15 protein-coding genes and 1 riboswitch are annotated in these 16,366 nt (G+C 73.9%); of the genes, 9 read left to right on the top strand and 6 right to left on the bottom strand.

Translation table 11 applies throughout. From position 1 onward, the window contains the following. Positions 1–91 precede the first annotated feature (91 nt). Positions 92–1,081: an aldo/keto reductase gene (locus tag ACFWOG_RS00515; protein ID WP_329880523.1), complete on the bottom strand. Its 990-nt coding sequence runs from the start codon at positions 1,079–1,081 to the stop codon at positions 92–94. 579 nt (positions 1,082–1,660) lie between these two features. Here ACFWOG_RS00515 and ACFWOG_RS00510 point away from each other — a divergent pair. The 5 genes from ACFWOG_RS00510 to ACFWOG_RS00490 all read left to right on the top strand — a co-directional run bounded on the left by ACFWOG_RS00510 (position 1,661) and on the right by ACFWOG_RS00490 (position 5,579). Beyond that, positions 1,661–2,698: an LLM class flavin-dependent oxidoreductase gene (locus ACFWOG_RS00510; RefSeq protein ID WP_329950506.1), complete on the top strand. Its 1,038-nt coding sequence runs from the start codon at positions 1,661–1,663 to the stop codon at positions 2,696–2,698. A 212-nt stretch (positions 2,699–2,910) separates the two neighbouring features. Beyond that, positions 2,911–3,477, top strand: coding sequence for a helix-turn-helix domain-containing protein (locus tag ACFWOG_RS00505; RefSeq protein WP_329880520.1), 567 nt, complete (start codon positions 2,911–2,913; stop codon positions 3,475–3,477). A gap of 73 nt (positions 3,478–3,550) precedes the next feature. Continuing rightward, the gene (locus tag ACFWOG_RS00500; RefSeq protein WP_380353362.1) at positions 3,551–4,126 is read left to right on the top strand and encodes a DUF4865 family protein; all 576 of its coding nucleotides are present in this window, start codon (positions 3,551–3,553) and stop codon (positions 4,124–4,126) included. A gap of 17 nt (positions 4,127–4,143) precedes the next feature. Then, positions 4,144–4,647 carry a carboxymuconolactone decarboxylase family protein gene (locus tag ACFWOG_RS00495; RefSeq protein ID WP_380353359.1) on the top strand — a complete coding sequence of 168 codons (504 nt, stop codon included), beginning with the start codon at positions 4,144–4,146 and terminating at the stop codon, positions 4,645–4,647. After that, positions 4,644–5,579: a phosphotriesterase gene (locus ACFWOG_RS00490; RefSeq protein ID WP_380353357.1), complete on the top strand. Its 936-nt coding sequence runs from the start codon at positions 4,644–4,646 to the stop codon at positions 5,577–5,579. The genes ACFWOG_RS00495 and ACFWOG_RS00490 overlap by 4 nt, the downstream gene beginning before the upstream one ends. Positions 5,580–5,664: 85 nt before the next feature. Here ACFWOG_RS00490 and ACFWOG_RS00485 read toward each other — a convergent pair whose 3' ends face one another. Beyond that, positions 5,665–6,429, bottom strand: a complete 765-nt coding sequence (locus ACFWOG_RS00485) for an SDR family NAD(P)-dependent oxidoreductase (RefSeq protein WP_380353354.1) — start codon at positions 6,427–6,429, stop codon at positions 5,665–5,667. 191 nt (positions 6,430–6,620) lie between these two features. Here ACFWOG_RS00485 and ACFWOG_RS00480 point away from each other — a divergent pair, with 191 nt between their 5' ends. Together ACFWOG_RS00480 and ACFWOG_RS00475 are read left to right on the top strand one after the other, a co-directional pair. Next, positions 6,621–7,241, top strand: a complete 621-nt coding sequence (locus ACFWOG_RS00480; protein WP_355406053.1) for a TetR family transcriptional regulator — start codon at positions 6,621–6,623, stop codon at positions 7,239–7,241. 349 nt (positions 7,242–7,590) lie between these two features. Next, positions 7,591–8,733, top strand: coding sequence for an alpha/beta hydrolase (locus ACFWOG_RS00475; protein WP_380353351.1), 1,143 nt, complete (start codon positions 7,591–7,593; stop codon positions 8,731–8,733). Between the two features lie 81 nt (positions 8,734–8,814). On the opposite strand, the gene ACFWOG_RS00470 is transcribed toward ACFWOG_RS00475, so the two are convergent. Then, positions 8,815–9,144, bottom strand: coding sequence for a MoaF N-terminal domain-containing protein (locus ACFWOG_RS00470; protein WP_329880511.1), 330 nt, complete (start codon positions 9,142–9,144; stop codon positions 8,815–8,817). 520 nt (positions 9,145–9,664) lie between these two features. Continuing rightward, positions 9,665–9,813, top strand: a riboswitch (cyclic di-AMP (ydaO/yuaA leader). Between the two features lie 9 nt (positions 9,814–9,822). Here ACFWOG_RS00470 and ACFWOG_RS00465 point away from each other — a divergent pair. After that, positions 9,823–11,082: a hypothetical protein gene (locus tag ACFWOG_RS00465; protein WP_329880509.1), complete on the top strand. Its 1,260-nt coding sequence runs from the start codon at positions 9,823–9,825 to the stop codon at positions 11,080–11,082. A gap of 42 nt (positions 11,083–11,124) precedes the next feature. Here ACFWOG_RS00465 and ACFWOG_RS00460 read toward each other — a convergent pair whose 3' ends face one another. Both ACFWOG_RS00460 and ACFWOG_RS00455 read right to left on the bottom strand, forming a co-directional pair. After that, positions 11,125–11,649, bottom strand: a complete 525-nt coding sequence (locus ACFWOG_RS00460) for a hypothetical protein (RefSeq protein WP_329950512.1) — start codon at positions 11,647–11,649, stop codon at positions 11,125–11,127. 267 nt (positions 11,650–11,916) lie between these two features. Next, entirely contained in the window at positions 11,917–12,732 is an 816-nt protein-coding gene (locus ACFWOG_RS00455; protein ID WP_329950513.1) for an IclR family transcriptional regulator, read from the bottom strand. 182 nt (positions 12,733–12,914) lie between these two features. Between ACFWOG_RS00455 and aceB the strand changes: the two genes are divergently transcribed. Next, positions 12,915–14,564: a malate synthase A gene (aceB, locus tag ACFWOG_RS00450; protein ID WP_380353346.1), complete on the top strand. Its 1,650-nt coding sequence runs from the start codon at positions 12,915–12,917 to the stop codon at positions 14,562–14,564. A 363-nt stretch (positions 14,565–14,927) separates the two neighbouring features. Here the strand turns inward: aceB and ACFWOG_RS00445 are convergent, their stop codons facing one another. Beyond that, positions 14,928–16,313, bottom strand: coding sequence for an 8-oxoguanine deaminase (locus ACFWOG_RS00445; RefSeq protein WP_329950515.1), 1,386 nt, complete (start codon positions 16,311–16,313; stop codon positions 14,928–14,930). Between the last annotated feature and the right edge of the window lie 53 nt (positions 16,314–16,366).

The raw sequence follows: 16,366 nt of genomic DNA, 5'->3' as shown, positions 1-16,366 counted from the left end.
CCAGTGACCGACCGGGTGCCGCTGTCGGGCGCCACGGCGGGCGCGTCGCCTGCCGCCGCCCGACCGCTCAGCCGCTCGACTCCTCGGCCGTTCAGCCGCTCAGCGAGTCGATCTCCGCCAGCTCCTCGGCCGTCAGCGGACCGCCGGCCAGCGCGTCGATGTTCTGGTCCAGCTGCGCCACGCTGCTGGCCCCGATGATCACCGAGACCACCCGCGGGTCCTTCAGCACCCATGACAGCGCCAGCTGCGCCAGCGTCTGGCCGCGCCGCTCCGCGACCTTGTTCAGCGCCCGCAACTGCTCCAGCTTCCGCCCGGTGAGCGCCTCCTCCTTCAGGAAGTGCCCGACCGACATCCGCGAACCGGACGGCACCTCGCCCGACAGGTAGCGGTCCGTCAGAAGACCCTGGGCGAGCGGGGAGTAGGCGATCAGACTGGTCTGGGTGTCGCCGACCGCGTTCAGTACCCCGTCCTCCACCGACCGGTTGAGGATCGAGTACGGGCACTGGTTCAGGAGCACCGGCGTGCCCAGGTCGCGCAGGATCGCCACCGCCTCCCGGTGCTGCTCCGCCGGGTAGTTGGAGATGCTCGCGTACAGGGCCTTGCCCGCCCGGACGGCCGAGGCCAGCGCGCCCATCGTCTCTTCCAGCGGGGTGTCCGGGTCGTAGCGGTGCGAGTAGAAGACGTCCACGTAGTCCAGGCCCATCCGGCCCAGCGACTGGTCGAGGCTGGCCAGCAGGTACTTGCGGCTGCCGCCCTCGCCGTACGGGCCGGGCCACATGTCGTAGCCCGCCTTGGAGGCGATGAAGAGCTCGTCCCGGTACGGGCGGAAGTCCTGCGCGAACAGGTGGCCGAAGTTGCGCTCGGCACTGCCGTACGGCGGGCCGTAGTTGTTCGCCAGGTCGAAGTGGGTGATGCCCCGGTCGAAGGCGCGGCGCAGCACCGCCCGCTGGACGTCCAGTGGCTGGGCGTCACCGAAGTTGTGCCACAGGCCCAGGGAGACGGCCGGCAGCAGCACGCCACTGCGGCCGGCCCGGCGGTAGGTCATCGAGGCATAGCGGTCATCCGCGGCGAGGTAGCTCATGCCGGACATCCTGCCAGGCCGGGGGCGTTCGGCCGAGGGACTTGCCGAGCCCGTGGCGCTGCTCGCCCGGCGACCCTTGCCTCGCTCCTGACCGGTGCCTATGCTCGCGGTGGATCGTGTGTGTGCGAGACGAAGGGGGAGCCGGATGTCCGTTCGTACCACCCTCCTTCGCTGTTGTCGTTCCCGCAGCACCTCGCGCTGAGCCGGCCGGAGCTCCGGCTTCCGGCGTGACCCCCTTCCCGGTGCTGCCCCGGCGTGAGCGACCGTCCGTGGTGCGCTGCGCCGGGCTGCCGCGCCGGCCGTCCGGCCCCGTCGAGCCGCACCCCGGCCGCCGTCCGACCCCGCCCCCGACCCCCGTCCCGGCTCCGGGCCCCGTCCCGGCTCCGGCCCCGGTGAACCCACCGGTGCCGACGCCGCCGGTGTCCCGGGCCCCGCGGACCTCCTGAGCGTCGCCGGATCCCCGGCCCTCCGGACCTCGGACCTCGGACCTCGGAGCCCGGATCCCCGGACCCCGGAGTCCGGCGGCCCTCCCGGGCGGTCCCGACGGGCACCCCATCGAACGTCAACAAGGAGACCGTCGTGCGGTTCACCGTCTCGTCCCTCGTGTCCAACGGGCCCGACCCCGTCACCGGCGTGCAGCGCACCCCGTCCGAGAAGCTGCACAACGTCATCGACCAGGCCGTCACCGCCGAGCGGCTCGGCTTCGACGGCTACGGGGTGGGGGAGCGGCACGGTGAGCCGTTCCTCTCCCCGGCGCCGCCCGTGCTGCTGAGCGCCATCGCCGCCCGCACCTTGACCATCAGGCTGTTCACCACCGTCACGGTGCTCTCCGTCCTCGACCCGGTGCGGGTCGCGGAGGACTATGCGCTGGTCGACCAGCTCTCCGGAGGGCGGCTCGAACTGATCATCGGCAAGGGCAACGACCCGCGCCACTTCGACCTGTTCGGCCTGCCGGAGGACCGCCAGTGGGACGCGCTGGCCGAGAACTACGGGCTGCTGCGCAGGCTCTGGCGGGAGGAGGGGGTCAGCTGGGAGGGCACCACCCGGCCGGCGCTGAAGGAGGTCACGACCTGGCCGCGCCCCTACCAGACCCCGATCCCGGTCTGGCACGGCAGCGCCACCAGCACGCTGTCCACCGAGCTCGCGGCCCGCTACGGCGACCCGCTGTTCTCCGCGAACGCGTTCCACCCGCTGCCGAAGTACAAGGCGCTGGTCGACCACTACCGCGAGCGCTGGGAGCACTACGGCCGCGCCCCCGAGGACGCCCGGGTGGGGACCGGGTTCGGCGGGCTGTTCATCGCCGAGCGGTCGCAGGACGCGGTGGAGGGGTTCCGCCCGTACTGGGACGCCCTGTTCGACTCGGCGGCGGGCCGGCACAACAAGTCGCCGTTCGAGTCGCTGGAGGACGCGCTGGAGCGCGGTTCGGCGCTGGTCGGCAGCCCGCAGCAGGTGATCGAGAAGATCCACCGCTACCACGAGGCCTTCGGCAACGAGGTGGTCGGGATCGGGGTGGACGCGCTCACCGAGGACGTCCAGCACGAGCAGCTGGAGCTGTTCGCGAGCGAGGTCGCCCCCGTGATCCGGCGCGAGCTGCCGTCCGTCCGGCCGCAGGCGTGACGCTCCGTGACGCCCGGCGGTGTGCGGAGTGATGCGCGCCACCGTCCTGCGGTGAATGCCGCCCGGCCTCGCCGGGGACGACGATCTCGCAGGGCCGTGGACCGCCGGGGGGCGGCCCACGGCCCGTGGGCGTCTCCGGGCGTTCGGGCCTCCCGAGGGTTCTGTACCTACTGGTATGTACATCGCGCCCGCCGGTGGGTACCGTGATCGTCATGGCAACCCAGGACCGTCTCGTCGAGAGCACCCAGGAGCTCCTCTGGGAGCGCGGCTACGTCGGCACCAGCCCGAAGGCCATCCAGCAGCGCGCCGGCGTCGGCCAGGGCAGCATGTACCACCACTTCGACGGCAAGCCCGACCTCGCGGCCGCCGCCCTGCGCCGCAGCGCCGAGCAGATGCGCGCCGTCGCCGAGGCCGACCTGGCGGCTCCCGGCACCGCGTGCGACCGGATCGCCGCCTACCTGAACCGCGAGCGCGACGTCCTGCGCGGCTGCCGGATCGGCCGGATGGCCCAGGACCCGGAGGTGGTCGCCGACCCGCGGCTGCGCGCCCCCGTCGAGGAGACCTTCACCTGGCTGCGCGGCCGGATCGCGGAGGTCGTCGCCGAGGGGCAGGCGACCGGCGAGCTCCGCTCCGCCGCCGACCCGGCCGACCTCGCCGCCGCCGTGGTCGCCGTCGTCCAGGGCGGCTACGTCCTCGCCCGCGCCGCCGAGAGCGCCGAACCGTTCGAGCAGGCCGTGCGCGGTGTCACCGCCCTGCTCGCCGCGCACCGGGCCGGCTGAACGGGGCCGCAGGACCGCCGTCCCGCCCGCGTCGCACCCGCCCGCGTTCCGCCGACCCCCGGGGAGTCCGCCCGTGCACGCCATGCAGTACGAGATCACCCTCCCCGCCGACTACGACATGACGGTCGTCCACCGGCGGATCGCCACCAGGGGACACCTCCTCGACGGCCACCCCGGTCTCGGACTCAAGGCCTATCTGGTCCGCGAGCGCGGCCTCGACGGGTCGCCCGTCAACCAGTACGCGCCGTTCTACCTCTGGCGCACGGCCGAAGGCATGAACGGCTTCCTCTGGGGCCCGGGATTCCGAGGGCTGAGCGCCGACTTCGGTCGGCCCGCCGTCCGGCACTGGCTGGGCGCGGGCCTGCGCCGGGGCGGCGCGCCGGGCACCCCGGCCGCCGCCACCCGCCGCCTCTACCGGCTCCCCGAGGACGCCGACCCCGCCGAGGCCGTCGAACGGGCGCTCGCCGAACTGCCCGACCACCCCGACCTGCACACGGCGGCCGTCGCCGTGGACCCGGGGCGGTGGGAACTGCTGCACATCGCCCTCTGGCTCCGCGCCGCCCCCGAGGACGCGCCCGGCACCCGCTACCGCGTGCACCACCTGTCCAGCCCCGAACTCGACCGGCTGCCCGTCGGCCGCCACTGGTGAAAGGACCGCCCTTCCCGATGGACCTCGCCGATCCCGTCCTCGCCGGCCCCACCGCCACCGGCCCCACCGCCACCGGCTCCGTCCCGGCCGACGTCACCGCCGCCGGCCTCGTTCCCGCCCCGTTCGACCGCGCCGCCGGCTACGCCCTGCTGGACCGGCTGGCCGACCCGCGGACCCGGACCGGCACCCTCGGCCCGCTCGACGAACTCGCGCCCGGCTTCCCCGACTGGATCGTGACCACCCTGTTCGGCGGCACCTACCAGCGCCCGGGGCTCGCCCTGCGGGACCGCCAGGTCGCCAATCTGGCCGCCCTCACCGCCCTCGGCGGAGTGGAACCGCAACTGGCCGACCACGTCCGCAACAGCCTGCGGATCGGTCTGACCAGGGAGGAGATCACCGAGGTCCTGGTCCACCTCGCGCCCTACGTCGGTGTCCCCAAGGCCCTGGCCGGGCTGCGCGTCGCGGCCGCGACCTTCGCCGAGGCGGACGACGCCGCCGCCGCGGGGGCCGGGGCGCCGTGAGCACCACGCGCCCTTCGGTCCGCACCGTCCTCGGCGACCTCGACCCCGTCGACCTCGGTGTCTGCGACGCGCACGACCACCTCTTCCTGCGCAGCCCGCTGCTTCCCGGCGAGGAGCTCGACGACCCCACCGCCGCCGAAGCGGTCCTGCGCGACTTCGCCGCGGCCGGCGGGCGGGCGCTGGTCCAGTGGACCCCGTTCGGCATGGGGCGGCGGGCCGAGGAGCTCGCCGCCCTCTCCCGGGCGACCGGCGTCCACCTGGTCGCCGCGACCGGCCTCCACCAGGCCGTCCACTACGACCCGGCGGAACTGGAACGGCGCTACGACGGGCTCGCGGGCCTGTTCGTCGCCGAGCTCACCGTCGGACTGCGGGGCGCCCCCGAGGGGGTCCGGGCCGGGTTGATCAAGGTGGCGGGGGAGTACCACGGGCTCGGCCCGCACACCCGCCGGGTCATGGCGGCAGCCGCCGAGGCGCACCACGCCACCGGCGCGCCGATCGCCGTCCACCACGAACTCGGCACCGCCGCACCCGAGGTCCTCGATCTGCTCTGCGGTCGCCACGGCGTCCGGCCGCAGCGGGTGATCCTCGGCCACCTCAACCGTCACCCCGACCTGCGGCTGCACCGGGAGCTCGCCGCGTCCGGCGCGTACCTCGCCCTGGACGGTCCCTCCCGTGCCCACCACGCGACCGACCACCACCTCTTCGACACCGTCGCCGCGGTGGTGGAGGCGGGCCACGGCGACCGGCTGCTCCTCGGTGGTGACACCACCACCCGCTCGGCCCGCCGCGCCCCTGGTCCCGCACACCTGCTCACGGCCCTGGCGCCGCGGCTCTCCCGGGCGTTCGGCCCCGATCTTCCGCACCGGCTTCTCACCGCCAACCCGGCGCGGGCCTTCGCCGCCGAGTGGCTCGGGCCGGGCCGGCCGGCCTGAGCGACCGGAGCGGCCTGAGCGACCGGAGGGCCCGCCCGGCCGACGCGGGCGGTCGGTGCGGGCGGGCCCCAGGCGGCGCCACGCCTCACATGTGGGTGCCGCCGTCGATCCGGATCTCCGTCCCGGTGACGAACGCGCCGTCCTCCGAGGCGAGCATGGCGATCACGCCCGCGACCGTCTCCGGTCCGGCGAAGCCCTGGCCGAGGGCGGGGGAGAGCTTGGCCAGCAGGCCGAGGTCGGCGTCCGCGGGCAGCCCCGGGTCGTGGGTCATGCCGCTGTCGATGCTGCCGGGTGCGACGCAGACCGCACGCAGGCCCTGCTTGGCGTATTCGGCGGCGATCGCGTGCGTGAAGGACTGGATGCCGCCCTTGGTCGCCGCGTAGGCGGCCATGTAGGGGTGGGCGAAGGTCGCGGAGGTGGAGCTGAAGTTCACCACCACGCCCCGGCCGCCCGCGAGCAGGGCGGGCAGGGCCTCGCGGGTCATCAGGAAGGTGCCGGTCAGGTTGACCGCGACCAGCTTGTTCCAGAACTCCAGGCTGGTCTCGTGGGTGTGCGAGGAGCGCAGGATGCCGGCGGCGTTCACCAGGACGTCGAGCCCGCCGAGTCCTGCCACCGCCTCGGCGACGCCCGTCCGGACGGCGGTCTCGTCCGACACGTCCAGGACCACGGTGGTGAGGCGGTCGGCGGTGCCGTCGGCGGTCGCCCGCTCCAGGGTGGCCCCGAGGCCGGTCCCGTTGACGTCGGCGGCGACGACCCGCCCGCCCTCGGCCAGGATCCGGTGCACGGTGGCCTGTCCGATGCCCGAGCCGCCGCCGGTGACCAGGACGTTCCGTCCGTTGAAGCGCTCCATGGTGGTACTCCGTTCCGTTCGTGGTCTCGCGACCTCACTGGCACCGTACGCCCATGTGGCACGTCGTGCCAAAAAGGCGTGACGCGTCACCTGTGCTCCTCGCGTCACATCGACCGGCCACGCCCTGCCGTCTTCCCGTGCCAGGGCGGCGCAACGTGTCACCGGGCCCGCCGTCCGCGTAGCCTGACCCCGTGACCGGACGCCCCACCCTCAACCAGCGCCGCCGCGAGAGCACCCGGCTGGAGATCGCCCGCGCCGCCGCGGCGCTCTTCGCCGCCCGCGGGGCCGAGGCGACCACCGCGGAGGAGATCGCCCAGGCCTCGGGCATCTCGCTGCGCACCTTCTACCGCTACTTCTCGGAGAAGGAGGACGCCGTCGCCCCGCTGCTCGCGGCGGGCGGCGAGCGCTGGGTGCGGCTCTTCGCCGAGGGTTCGGCCGGCCTGCCGGTGCGCGAGGCCCTGGAACGTTCGGCGGCCGAGTCGCTGACGCCGCCCGACGACGACGCCGTCGAGGCCATGCAGTGGACCCGCGACCTGCTCCGCGACCCCCGCCTCGCCTCGGTGTGGCAGCGGGTGCACGCCGACTCCGAGCAGCGGTTGCACCTGGCGATCGCCGCCCGCTGTCCGCAGGGCACCGACGTGCTGGAGATCCGGCTCGCCGCCGCGGCGGCCACCACCGCCATCCGGGTCGCCCTCGAGCAGTGGGCCGTCTCCGGGGCCGCGGCCACCGGCCCCGGATCGCCCCGGGAGCTCGGCGCCCGCTGCATGCACGAGCTCACCGCGGGCCTCGGTCTCTGGGCCCGCGTCAGCTGACGCGGGCCCAGGCGGAGCAACCGGCCCGGACCTCCCGGCGCCGTCCGAGCGTGGTCCCGGCGCCGTGCGGGAGGCCCTCGCCCCACCGCGCCCTCGCCCTTCCCGTGGTCCGGAGCGTGCTTCGCCGGGCCCTCCCGCGCGAGGCCGGCCCGTACGCGCGGCGGGCGTCTCCTCCCGGAGACCGAGGCGATGACCGCTGGTCGGCGGGTCCGGGGCACCGCTTCGGACCGCTAGGGTGGGTGGTCGCGCCCCGGCGACGGCCCCCGTTGTGGACGGGGAACCGGGGCGGCCCTCCCGGGTGTCCTTCCCCCGGGGGCGGGGGAGTACGAGGCGTGGGAGCAAACAAGACATGGGTCTGACGAGCCACAAGGTGCTGGCACTGACCGTCCTGATCGCCGTCGCGGCGATGGCCGGGACGGTCTGGCTGTGGCCGAGACTGTCGAAGCGGACCTGGCAGGCGGTGCTCGGCCGGATCGGCGCGCTGTGCGCGACGCAGCTCACCGTGCTCGCCGCGCTCGGCCTGGTCGCCAACAACTACTTCGCCTTCTACAGCAGTTGGGACGACCTGCTGGGCACCGGCGACAGCGGTCCGGTGGTCATCCACAACAAGGCGGACGCCTCCGGCCGGCTGCGCGTCGAGACCATCGGGCACGCCGAGGTCAAGGGCGGCGGGGCACTGGGCCGTGACCCCGAGCAGTCCGGCGAGATCCGTGAGATCCGCATCGACGGTGCCACCACCCGGCTCTCCACCGAGGGCTACGTCTACCTGCCGCCGCAGTACTTCCAGCCGGAGTACGAGCAGAAGCAGTTCCCGGCGCTGGTCGTCAGCACCGGCTTCCCCGGCATCGCCAAGAACCTCGTGACCCGGCTGAACTACCCGGGCGCGGCGCTCAAGCTGCTCCAGGAGGGCCGGATGCAGCCGACCGTCCTGGTGCTGGTGCGTCCCTCGCCGGCCCTGCCGCAGGACACCGAGTGCGAGGACGTCCCGGGCGGCCCGCAGTCCGAGACGTACTTCACCAAGGACGTGCCCTCGGCGATCCAGGCGACCTACCGGGTCTCCGGCGATCCGCGGGCGTGGGCGTTCATGGGGAACTCGACGGGCGGCTACTGCGCGCTCAAGCTCGCCATGCGCCACCCGGAGGTCTACCCGACCGCCGTCTCGCTCTCCGGCTACTACCGGGCCGCCGAGGACCCGACCACCGGTGACCTCTTCAAGGGCAGCGAGCAGCGCCGCAACGAGGCCGACCTGATGTGGCGCCTCAAGAACCTGCCGCAGCCCGAGGTGGCCGTGCTGCTGGCCGGCACCAAGGAGGGCGACGGCGACTACCGTCGCGAGACCGAGGCGTTCGTGGCCGCGACGCGCAGCCCGATGAAGGTCTCCTACAGCATGCTGGAAACGGGCGGCCACAACTTCGAGACCTGGAGCAGGCTGCTCCCGTCCTCGCTGGAGTGGATCTCGCAGCACCTGGTGGTTCCCGGCCGGACGGTCTGACCACCGGGCCCGATCGGCAGGCGGCCAGGACGGCCAGGACGGCCGGCACGTCCCCGGTGGCCCGGGGCCGACAGGCGGCCGTCAGGCCACGGACTGCAGCGTGCCGGTGTGCAGCTCGCCGACCCGGCCGCCCTCGCCCTCGTACGTCCAGAACGCGCGGACCGTCATCCGGCCCAGGTCCATGACGTGACTGACGGTGATGCCGCTCTGTTCGGTCCAGCTGACGAAGTACAGCTGCGGACCGACCTCGGCGACGTGCAGGGCGACGTCCTCCCACTGGCCGGCCGACTCACCGAGGCCCTCCCAGCGCAGCCGCTTGCCGTCGGCCGAGTAGGCGTTGCGGAAGGCTGCGCCGTTGTCGACCTGGAACAGGAAGGTGCGGCCGGCGAAGCCGGGCAGGGGGGCGGTCATGGTGGGGCTGGTCCTCGTCTCTCATGCGGTTCCCGGTGCGGTCCGGACGGTTCCGGCGCGGTTGGATCCCCAACCTATCCGACCGCCCCGTCTTTCGCGGCGTACTCGGGCACGGGGCCGGGGCCGACGGGCCGGGCCCCGCACCGGACGTCCTCCTGCCGCGCCCTCCTGCCGGCCGCCTCCCGCTCCACCCCGCCACCGGCCGGGGAACCTGCCCTCCCGGGCGGTCCTCCAGGGCGGCCCTCCTCGACCGGGCCGCGGTGCTCCTCGGGAGCGCGGCGCCGGTGCCGCCCCGGACCGGAGGGCCCCGGCCGGGGCCTGATCCGTAGCTTCCTCCCAACTGATCAACTCCGCAGGCGCGTTGATCATCCGCGGACGCCGGGTCTGTGACCTGCGCGACAACCGTCCGTGCGAGGTTGTCCGGTCCCCGGCGGCCTGCCTAGCCTGCAGGGGCGTCCGCTGTCGCGGACTCCCGCCGTCGGGACGCCGAGTCCTGTCCACCCGCCGGTCGGCACCCGAGCACCACAGCGGACGGGAGCGGGGGACCCAAGGTCAGTGCCCGGTCCGTGCGCCTCCGCGCCCGGACCGCGGCTAGGGGTGAAGCCGCTCCCCGGGCGGCCGGGCAACCTCAGCCCGAACCCGACAGCTCACCTCGCAGGCGTCGTAGAGGACCCAGCCATGCCCCCTGCCCCGCACCGGCCTGCCCGGCGCCACGCGCCCCGCCACGCCCGCCCCACCCACCGGCGCCGCACCGCCGCCCTCGCCGCCACCGGAGTGCTCGCCGTCACCGGCGCCGGCCTGCTCGGCGTCCCGGCCCTCACCGGAGCCCAGGCCGCCACCGCGCCCACCGTCACCCAGGACGCCCTCACCCCGGCGACCATGGTCGCCGGCAAGGCCTCGACCGCCTCGCTGGCCGTCCACTCCTCGGCCTGCTTCACCGCCAAGACCGTCGGCGTCGGCATCCGCGACGCGGCCGGCCGCAACCTCGACTTCCCCGGCAACGTCAGCAACGCGCAGATCTGCCCGAGCGGCCTGTCGATCACCACCGGTGCGCGCACCCTGGCGGCCGGCACCTACACCCAGTTCGGTTTCTGGCAGGACCTCGGTGGTGCCTGGCACAACCTGCCCTCCCGGCAGCTGGTGGTCTCCGCCACCGCCACGCCGAGCCCGACCCCCACCCCGTCGCCGACGACGCCCCCCACCACGCCCCCCACCACGAGCCCGACGACGCCCCCCGCCACCGGTGCCCCCGTCGCGGGCAAGAAGCTCACCTGGTCCGACGAGTTCAGCGGCCCGATCGCCTACGGCTCCCGCTGGACCGGCGACCGCAGCAGCGCCTACCGCTACGGCAACCACAACCCCGACGACAACAAGCTCGACTGGCTGAACAAGAACAACGTCACCGTCGGCGGCGGCGCCGCCACGTTCACCGCCAGGCCGGGCGCCAACAAGCTGGAGAACGGCAAGCAGTCCTGGGACACCGGGCTGCTCACCACCGAGTACTCCGGCGAGGGCTTCCAGGTGAAGACCGGCGACTACGCCGAGACCCGGGTCAAGCTCCCGGCCGGCACCGGCGCCTGGCCGGCGCTGTGGACCTGGAAGAACGGCAACGGGGAGATCGACACCTTCGAGTACCACCCCGACAACCCGAACCTGCTGGAACTGACCAACCACGTCAAGCCGGGTCACCTGTACTACACGGACGCCAAGGCGATAGCCAAGGACGGCTGGGTGACCATCGGCACCCACTACGGCGCCACCTCCGTCGACTGGTACGTCAACGGGGTCAAGGTCTTCTCGGACGGCAAGGGCGTCGGCACCACCTGGTCCGCGTACCTGATCCTCAACCTGTCCCTGAGCGCGGGGCAGTACCACCCCGCGCCCCAGGGCACCGCGCCGATCACCTTCGCCGCGGACTACGTCCGGGTCTACCGCTAGGACCGGCCCCGAGACCGTCCGCTCCCGGAGGAGCGGGCGGTCTCAGGCGGTCTGCACGACCTCGATCGCGAACGGCTGCCGGTTGTTGGCCTCGTTGTGGTCGTCGTCGCCGCGCACCGCGACGTAGCCGCCCTCCAGGTTGCCGAGGGGGACGGTCGTGGCGAGCCTGACCGGGATCAGGGCGGTCGCGCTGCGGTACACCCCCAGCCCGGCCGGGAAGGTGCAGCGCACCCGGTGGCCGTTCTGGAACTCGTAGCAGTTCTCCGGGAAGAACGGCCCCTCGGCCGTCACCCCCTCCGGCAGGGTGACGACGACGGTGAACGCGGAGGCCGTCCGCTCCGGGCCGGTGTTGCTGATGAAGGCGTGCACCGTGGTGGTGCCGCCGGGCGCGGCGGCGTCCGGGTCCAGCCGGACCACCGCCAGGTCCGAGTCGGAGACGGCGGGCGTCGCGGGCGCCGCGGGTGCCGTCGCCGCGCTCTCCTTGCCCGGGTCGGTGCCCGCCGTCGCGTCGGCGTCGGGACACGCCCACGCCGGTCCGGCGGCCAGCGCCACCAGCGCGGACCCCACCGTCAGCGACCTTCCGAGGAAACCCCGTACGGACCCTCTGCGCGACATCGCCGCTCACCCTGCCTCTGCGTTCGTGCGCCCCGCGCCGTCGCGGGCACGTCCCGATCCACAGTGACCGACCCGTCCGCCGCGGCCGGGCCAACCCGCCCTCGGGTCGCCCGGGCGGGCGAACCCGGGCAGGGGAGGGCGGCGGCTCCGACGTCCCGCACGGTCGGCCTCCGGCACTGCCTCCGACAGCGCCTTGGCCGGGCCTCCGGCGGGGCGGTGTCAGGGGGCCAGGACCTGTCCCAGCCGGGCCGCGATCTCGTGCATCACCGGCACCAGCGAGGCGGATCCGGCCTGCTCCTCCAGCGCCCGGACCCGGGCCTCCGGTCCGGAGACCGAGAGCGCCGTCGGCGTGGGCGCGCCGGGGACGGCGAGCGCGATGCAGCGCACCCCGATCTCCTGCTCCTGGTCGTCCACCACGTAACCGCGCTCGCGCGCCTCGGCGAGCTGGCGGATCAGCTCCTGCGGGTCGGTCACGGTGTGCGGGGTGTGGGCGGCCAGCGGGTTGGGGCCCAGGACGGCGCGCGCCTCCTCCTCGGGCAGCTGTGCCAGCAGCGCCTTGCCGACCCCGGTGCAGTGCGGCTGCACCCGGCGGCCGACCTCGGTGAACATCCGCATCGAGCGCCGCGACTGCACCTGCCCGACGTACACCACCTCGCCGCCCTCCAGCACGGCCAGGTTGGCCGTCTCGCCGGTGGCCTCCATCAGCTCGGCCAGGTAGGGACGGGCCCAGCTTCCGAGCAGTCGCCCGGCGGTCTCGCCGAGCCGGATGAGCCGCGGGCCGAGGGTGTAGCGGCGCGCCGTGTCCTGGCGGACATAGCCCTGCTGTACGAGGGTACGAACCAGGCGGTGGATGGTGGGCATGGGCAGACCGGAGGAGGCGGAGAGTTCGCTGAGCGTCGCCACGCCGCCGGAGTCGGCCAGTGCCTCCAGCAGGTGGAAGGCGCGCTCGACGGACTGCACGCCGCCGGTGGCGCGCTCCGGGGCCGGGGCCCGGTCGGAGGCTCTGTCGGACGGGCTGTCGGAGGTCGGGGCCACCGGCGTTTCCTTCGCTGTCGGGGGAGGAGTACAGTCTCGGCGATCTCCTCAACAAACCGTTGAAATTCTGTATCGCGGAAACTAGTCTCCACCTTACAGAATCAAGTCCTCCGCTTGCCGGGGTTCGGATCACCTGCCGATCAACCGTCTCAAGGATCAACTGTCTTAGGAGTGTCCTGCTCATGGCTACAGATCAGGGACCCGGCGCCTCTCCCGCCGCTCCGGTCGTCACTGTCGCCGGTCCGCGCGTCCACCGGGCCGAGGAGGTGCTCACTCCGGAGGCGGTCGCCTTCGTCGTCGGCCTGCACCGCGCGTTCGAGGACCGCCGTCGCGAGCTGCTCGCCCGCCGCCGCGCGCGCCGTGCCGAGATCGCCCGCACCGGCACCCTGGACTTCCTCCCGGAGACGGCCGCCGTCCGCGCCGGCGACTGGAAGGTCGCCGAGGCGCCCCGGGCGCTCCAGGACCGGCGGGTCGAGATCACCGGCCCCACCGACCGCAAGATGGTGATCAACGCGCTCAACTCGGGCGCCCGGGTCTGGCTCGCCGACTTCGAGGACGCCACCTCCCCGACCTGGGAGAACGTCGTCGGCGGTCAGCTCAACCTGATCGACGCCTTCGAGGGCCGGATCGACTTCACCTCCCCGGCCGGCAGGGCCTACACGCTCAGGCCCGCCGCCGAGCTGGCCACCGTCGTGGTCCGCCCGCGCGGCTGGCACCTGGACGAGACCCACCTCCTGGTCGACGGCGAACCGGTGGCCGGCGCCTTCCTCGACTTCGGCCTCTACTTCTTCCACAACGCCGCCCGGCTGCTCGCCCGTGGCGGCGGGGACCCGAACTCCGGTCCGTACTTCTACCTCCCGAAGACCGAGAGCCACCTGGAGGCGCGGCTCTGGAACGACGTCTTCACCCACGCGCAGGCCGAACTCGGCATCCCGCACGGCACCGTCCGGGCCACCGTCCTGATCGAGACCGTCACCGCCGCGTTCGAGATGGACGAGATCCTCTACGAGCTGCGCGAGCACGCCGCCGGGCTCAACGCGGGCCGCTGGGACTACCTGTTCTCCATCGTCAAGAACTTCCGTGACGCCGGCGAGCACTTCATCCTGCCGGACCGCAACAGCGTCACCATGGCCTCGCCGTTCATGGCCGCCTACACCCGGCTGCTCGTCCGGACCTGCCACCGGCGCGGTGCCCACGCGATCGGCGGCATGGCCGCGTTCATCCCCAGCCGCAGGGACCCCGCGGTCAACGAGGCCGCCCTGGTGAAGGTCACCGCCGACAAGGAGCGCGAGGCGGGCAACGGCTTCGACGGCTCCTGGGTCGCCCACCCGGACCTCGTCCCGGTCGCCCGCTCCTGCTTCGACGCCGTCCTCGGCGACCGCCCGCACCAGAAGGAGAACCCCGGGCCGGCCGAACCGGTCACCGCCGCCGACCTGCTGGACGTCGCTGGCGCCGGCGGCAGCTGCACCCGTGCGGGTCTGCACAACGCGGTCCAGGTCGGGGTCCGCTACATCGAGGCCTGGCTGCGCGGCGTGGGCGCGGTCGCCATCTTCCACATGATGGAGGACGCCGCCACCGCCGAGATCTCCCGCTCGCAGATCTGGCAGTGGATCCACAACGACGTCGTCCTCGCCGACACCGGGGAGAAGGCCACCGCCGACCTCGTGCGCCGCCTGGTGGCCGAGGAACTGGCCGGGCTCCGGGCCGAACTCGGTGCCGAGGCCTACGCCGCCGGACGCTGGCGCGAGGCCGCCCAGCTCTTCGAACAGGTCGCCCTGGCCGAGGAGTTCGAGGAGTTCCTGACCCTCCCCGCGCTTCCCCTGCTGGGCTGAAACCCCAGGCTACCCGGCGCAACGCCTGCCGCCCTCTGCCGTGTTGGAGCAGGGGGCGGCTCCTTTTCGGCCGTCCCGTACGGTGCGGTGGACGTGGTCGCCGGCCCGTCGGCACTCGGCCGCCCCCCGCCCGACCCCGCCCCCGCCCGGCCCCGGCCCCGCGACGGGTCCGCCCCCGAGCCCCCCCCCCCCCCCCCCGCCCCAGCGCGGGGGGGCGGGGGGGGCGGTCCGCCGGGAGCCCCCGAGGGGGCGACCGGCGGAGTCCGGGTGACGCACCGTCCCTGGGCGGCCCGGAGTTCGGAGGTGTGGTGCTCGTGCGGAGCGGACGGAGTGCGGGGCGGACGGCGCGCCCCGGCGGCGCGGTCAGACGGGCCGGGCGGCGAGCTCCCGGGCGGCGCGGGCGCAGGCCCGGGCGATGCGGTCCTCGTTCACCGTCGTCAACTGCCCCTTCTCGACGACCGCGTTGCCGTTGACGAAGAGCACGGACAGCGGCGGCAGGGCGCCGAGGGTGAGGGCGGCGACCGGGTCGGCGATCGAGGAGTGCATGAGACCGTCGAGCTTCCAGAGGGCGAGGTCGGCGAGCTTCCCGGCCTCGACCGAGCCGATCTCGTTCTGGCGGCCGAGGACCCGGGCGCCGCCCATGGTGCCCAGCCGCAGCGCCTGGCGGGCGGTGAGCGCGCGGGGGGAGCCGTGCAGGCGGTTGATCAGCAGCGCGTTGCGCAGTTCGGTGCCCAGCTCGCCGGACTCGTTGGAGGCCGTGCCGTCGACGCCGAGGCCGACCGGTACGCCGGCCCTCAGCATGTCGGGGACGCGGGCGATGCCGGCGGCCAACCGGGCGTTGGAGGACGGGCAGTGGGCGACGCCGGTGCCGGTCTCGGCGAACTTGGCGATGTCGGAGTCGTTCATGTGGACGCAGTGCGCCATCCAGACGTCCTCGCCGAGCCAGCCGACCGACTCGAAGTAGTCGGTCGGGCCCATTCCGAACAGCTGCTTGCAGAACGCCTCCTCCTCGGCGGTCTCGGAGCCGTGGGTGTGCAGGCGGACGCCCTTGCGGCGGGCCAGGACTGCGGACTCGCGCAGCAGTTCGGTGGAGACCGAGAACGGGGAGCAGGGCGCGAGGGCGATCTGCAGCATGGAGTCGGAGGAGGCGTCGTGGTACCGGTCGACGGCCTCCTCGGAGGCGGTCAGGATGGTGTCGAGCTCCTCGACGGCGTGGTCCGGGGGCAGCCCGCCGTCCTTCTTGCTGCGGTCCATCGAGCCGCGCAGCGCGGTGAACCGCAGGCCCAGCTCGCGGACGGCCTCGATCTCGGCGCCGAGGATGTCGCCGCCGTCCTTCGGGAAGACGTAGTGGTGGTCGGCGGCGGTGGTGCAGCCGGACTTGAGCAGCGCGGCGGCGGAGCCCTGGGCGGCGGCGTGGACGAGCCGGTCGTCGACCCGGGCCCAGGTGGGGTAGAGGGCGACGAGCCAGTCGAAGAGGATGTCGTCCTGGGCCAGGCCGCGGGTGATCCACTGGTAGAAGTGGTGATGGGTGTTGACCAGGCCGGGGGTGACGAGGTGGCCCTCGGCGTTGATCCGGCGCACCACGTTGTCCAGCCACTGCGGGGCGGGGCCCTCGCCGACCGACTCGATGCGGTTGCCGAGGATGACCACGTGGCCGCGGGTGTACTCGGTGTCGCGGGCGTCGACGGTGGCGATCGCGGCGTTCTCGATGACGATCCGCTGATCGGCGGGCGGGGGCTGGACTGCCATGGTGTGACTCCAAGGGGGAGGGCCGGGCGGGCACGGGGCGCATGCCCGCCCGG

The sequence above is a fragment of the Kitasatospora sp. NPDC058406 genome (assembly GCF_042722765.1).
Classification (GTDB): Bacteria; Actinomycetota; Actinomycetes; order Streptomycetales; family Streptomycetaceae; genus Kitasatospora.
The sequence above is the reverse complement of the archived record's forward strand: the minus strand, read 5'-3'. Positions and strand labels throughout refer to the sequence as shown.

Coding starts and splice junctions, on each gene's coding strand:
- ACFWOG_RS00515 (WP_329880523.1), bottom strand. CDS start 1,081: ATGAGCTACCTCGCCGCGGATGACCGCTATGCCTCGATGACCTACCGC.
- ACFWOG_RS00505 (WP_329880520.1), top strand. CDS start 2,911: ATGGCAACCCAGGACCGTCTCGTCGAGAGCACCCAGGAGCTCCTCTGG.
- ACFWOG_RS00495 (WP_380353359.1), top strand. CDS start 4,144: ATGGACCTCGCCGATCCCGTCCTCGCCGGCCCCACCGCCACCGGCCCC.
- ACFWOG_RS00485 (WP_380353354.1), bottom strand. CDS start 6,429: ATGGAGCGCTTCAACGGACGGAACGTCCTGGTCACCGGCGGCGGCTCG.
- ACFWOG_RS00475 (WP_380353351.1), top strand. CDS start 7,591: ATGGGTCTGACGAGCCACAAGGTGCTGGCACTGACCGTCCTGATCGCC.
- ACFWOG_RS00470 (WP_329880511.1), bottom strand. CDS start 9,144: ATGACCGCCCCCCTGCCCGGCTTCGCCGGCCGCACCTTCCTGTTCCAG.
- ACFWOG_RS00465 (WP_329880509.1), top strand. CDS start 9,823: ATGCCCCCTGCCCCGCACCGGCCTGCCCGGCGCCACGCGCCCCGCCAC.
- aceB (WP_380353346.1), top strand. CDS start 12,915: ATGGCTACAGATCAGGGACCCGGCGCCTCTCCCGCCGCTCCGGTCGTC.
- ACFWOG_RS00445 (WP_329950515.1), bottom strand. CDS start 16,313: ATGGCAGTCCAGCCCCCGCCCGCCGATCAGCGGATCGTCATCGAGAAC.